Origin of the sequence: Bradyrhizobium sp., assembly GCF_019244115.1 — a bacterium.
In the GTDB taxonomy this organism is placed as follows: Bacteria; Pseudomonadota; Alphaproteobacteria; order Rhizobiales; family Xanthobacteraceae; genus Bradyrhizobium.
Window position 1 is genome coordinate 1 of sequence record NZ_JAFATE010000278.1, and the last position, 2,844, is coordinate 2,844.

The window sequence follows — 2,844 nt, forward strand, 5'->3', positions numbered from 1 at the left end:
CGCCATGCACGCAAAGTCTCGGGCGAGGAAAAAAGCGCTTTCCGTTCGAAATGCCGCACTGTGGGCGCGGAGGCTGAAATGGTTGCCGAGTACGATGTTATCACCATTCGGGGGTTAGCGGGGGCGACCCTGGCTAAAGTGCTGGCCGAGGGTGGTATGCGCGTCCTGGTGTTGGAGCGGGAGACCGCTGTCAGAGATCGGGTGCGCGGCGAACAGATGCATCCCTGGGGGATTACGGAAGCGCGAAAGCTCGGGCTCTACGAATTGCTGCTGGAGACCGGCGGCTGCGAGGTGTGTTATGGTCGGGGCAACTCGTCGGCTTTAGCGACGCGAGGCGCCGCGATTTTTTTGAAACCTCGCCGCACCGAGCGGGATCATTGAATTTCTATCATCCGGAGATGCGGTCGGTGGTCATCGCCGCAGCAGAGAAGGCAGGGGCGACCGTCCTGCGGGGCGCACGTGTCGTCGGCTTGTTGGCGGAAACGCCGCCCGGCGTTTGGGTCCGCCTGGATGCGAATGGCGAACACGCCTACCGGGCGCGCCTTGTCGTCGGCGCGGATGGACGAAGTTCGATGGCCCGCCAGTGGGGTGGTTTCCGTGTCGAGCATGATCCGGCCGGTATGACCATCGCAGGATTGCGGATCGACGGGCTCGCGGCGCCTGAGGACACAATGAGCGGTTTCGTTCACCCGGGATATGGCATGGTGTCACTCACCGTGCCGCTCGGGAATGGTCGGTTTCGCGCATATGTCGGCCGCCACAAGCGCGATGGCGCTCCCGAGCGTCCTTGGAGGGGAAAGACGGCTATTGCTGACTTCGTATCCGCCAATATCGCGGCCGGCGCGCCGCCAACCTGGTACGCGAGCGACCTCCAAGTCGCGGGGCCACTTGCCTCGTTTGATGCCGCGGACAGATGGGTACCCCACCCACAGAGAGCGGCACTTGTACTGGTTGGCGATGCAGCGGCATCGAACGATCCCTGCTTTGGCTGCGGACTGTCGTTGTCACGCGACCGATAAAACTGGACCCCTGGCGACATTGAGAACTGGACCCCCTCGCTGAGGAGGAGGGTCAGACAATGGAAGAAACAGTGCAGCCTGCTTCGCGGGGGGAGTTACCGCGGAGAGAGGTTATGCAGACGCCGGAGGAGGTCGCGGCGATGCTGCGGCTGAAGGCGTTGGGGTGGGGTGTGCGACGGATCGCGGGCGAGCTGGGGTGCAGCCACATGACGGTCCGCCGGTATCTGGCCGAGGGTGGCTGGGTAGCCTATCGCGGACGGGGTCGGCCACGGACACTGAGTGGACTGGAGGAGTGGGTGGCCGAGCGGTTCCGCCGGCATGCCGGCAACGCCGATGTGGTTCGCCAGGAGATCGAGCGGGAGAAGGGGATCCGGTTGACCCTGCGGACGGTCGAGCGGGAGGTGCGTCATCTGCGACGCGAACTGGAGGCGGAAGCGCGAGCAACGATTCGCTTTGAGACGCCACCCGGTAAGCAGCTTCAGATCGACTTTGGCGAGCGGCGGGTGGCGATCGGCGATGAGAATGTGAAGGTGTACCTGTTTGTGGCGACGCTGGGCTATTCGCGCCGGCTTTATGTTCGGGCATTTCGCAATGAGCGCCAGGAGAGCTGGTTTTCCGGCATCGAGGGGGCATTCCACCACTTCGGCGGGATCACTGAAGAGGTGCTGCTCGACAATGATCGCGGGCTGGTGGTGCGTCATGACCGCGCGACCCGAGAGGTTGAGTTCAATGCGCGGCTGCACGCCTTTGCCAAGCATTGGGGTTTTCGGCCGCACGCTTGTGCCCCCTACCGGGCCCGCACCAAAGGGAAAGATGAGCGCGGCGTCGGCTATGTGAAGAAGAACGCGATTGCCGGACGGCGCTTTGAGAGCTGGTCGGCGTTGGAGGCCCACCTCGACGGGTGGGCTCGCGATGTCGCTGATCAGCGGGTGCACGGCACGACCGGTGAGGTCCCGATCGAGCGCTTCCGGCGTGCGGAGGCCAGAGCTTTGCGCCCGATCGCTGGCGTTCCGCCGTTTGCGATAGCACGCGAGCTAGTGCGCAAGGTGCAGGCTGACTGTGTGATCGGGGTCGACGGCAACGCCTATTCGGTGCCGTGGCGGCTGATCGGCGAGAGCGTGCGCGTGATGATCGCCGGCGACCAGCTGCGGGTCAGCCATGGCGGGCGCGAGGTCGCGGTTCACCAACGCCGGACCGGCCGCTTCCAGCGTGTTGTCGACCCGCTCCACTTCGACGGCGTCGTCGGCTCCCGCGCGCGGATGCCTGCCCAGATTGCGCCTGTTTCCGACACCGCCGCCCCGTCCGAGCTGCTGCGGCCGCTGCTCGAATACGAGCGGCTGGTTGGAGGGCGCTGGTGATGGAACACGATCACCTGATGGCAATGCTCAACCGGCTCAAGCTGACGGCGATCCGTGATCAGCTCGACAGCTTGATCGACGAAGCGGGCCGACGGGAGCTGACCATTCGTGAAGCGCTATCGCTATTCTGCGAGCGTGAGATTACGCGCAAGGATGAGCGCCGCATTGAGATGGGCATTGGGCTGGCGCGCTTCCCGTTTGTGCGTGATCTCGACAGCTTCGACTTCACCGCCCAGCCCTCGGTCGACAAAAAGCAGATCCGCGAGATCGCGGCCGGCCGCTTCATCGCCAATGCCGAGGCGGTCCTGCTGTTGGGGCCCCCGGGTGTCGGTAAGACGCATCTGGCAGTAGCGATTGGGCGCCAGGCGATCCTGGCCGGCTACACGGTGTTGTTCGTGCCGGCTCCGACCCTGGTAGCCCAGCTCGCCAAGGCGCATAGCGAGGGCCGGCTCGAGGATCGCCTCACG

At 64.8% G+C, this 2,844-nt stretch carries 3 protein-coding genes and 1 pseudogene; all 4 read left to right on the top strand.

What is annotated here, in order from left to right:
- Nucleotides 1-381 (top strand): annotated as a pseudogene (locus JOZ76_RS12490) (hypothetical protein); the annotation flags it as partial.
- Complete coding sequence (locus JOZ76_RS12495) at nucleotides 378-1,019, top strand: FAD-dependent monooxygenase (RefSeq protein WP_291698934.1); 642 nt, start codon at nucleotides 378-380, stop codon at nucleotides 1,017-1,019. The pseudogene JOZ76_RS12490 and the gene JOZ76_RS12495, both read left to right, overlap by 4 nt.
- Before the next feature lie 59 nt (nucleotides 1,020-1,078).
- Nucleotides 1,079-2,377, top strand: coding sequence for an IS21 family transposase (gene istA / locus JOZ76_RS12500; RefSeq protein ID WP_291698935.1), 1,299 nt, complete (start codon nucleotides 1,079-1,081; stop codon nucleotides 2,375-2,377).
- A 23-nt stretch (nucleotides 2,378-2,400) separates the two neighbouring features.
- Nucleotides 2,401-2,844 (top strand): ATP-binding protein (locus JOZ76_RS12505; RefSeq protein ID WP_291698936.1); only part of this gene is annotated, 444 nt, incomplete at its 3' end.

What these genes read in the sequence shown, in the direction of transcription:
- istA (WP_291698935.1), top strand. Translation starts at nt 1,079, where the DNA reads ATGGAAGAAACAGTGCAGCCTGCTTCGCGGGGGGAGTTACCGCGGAGA.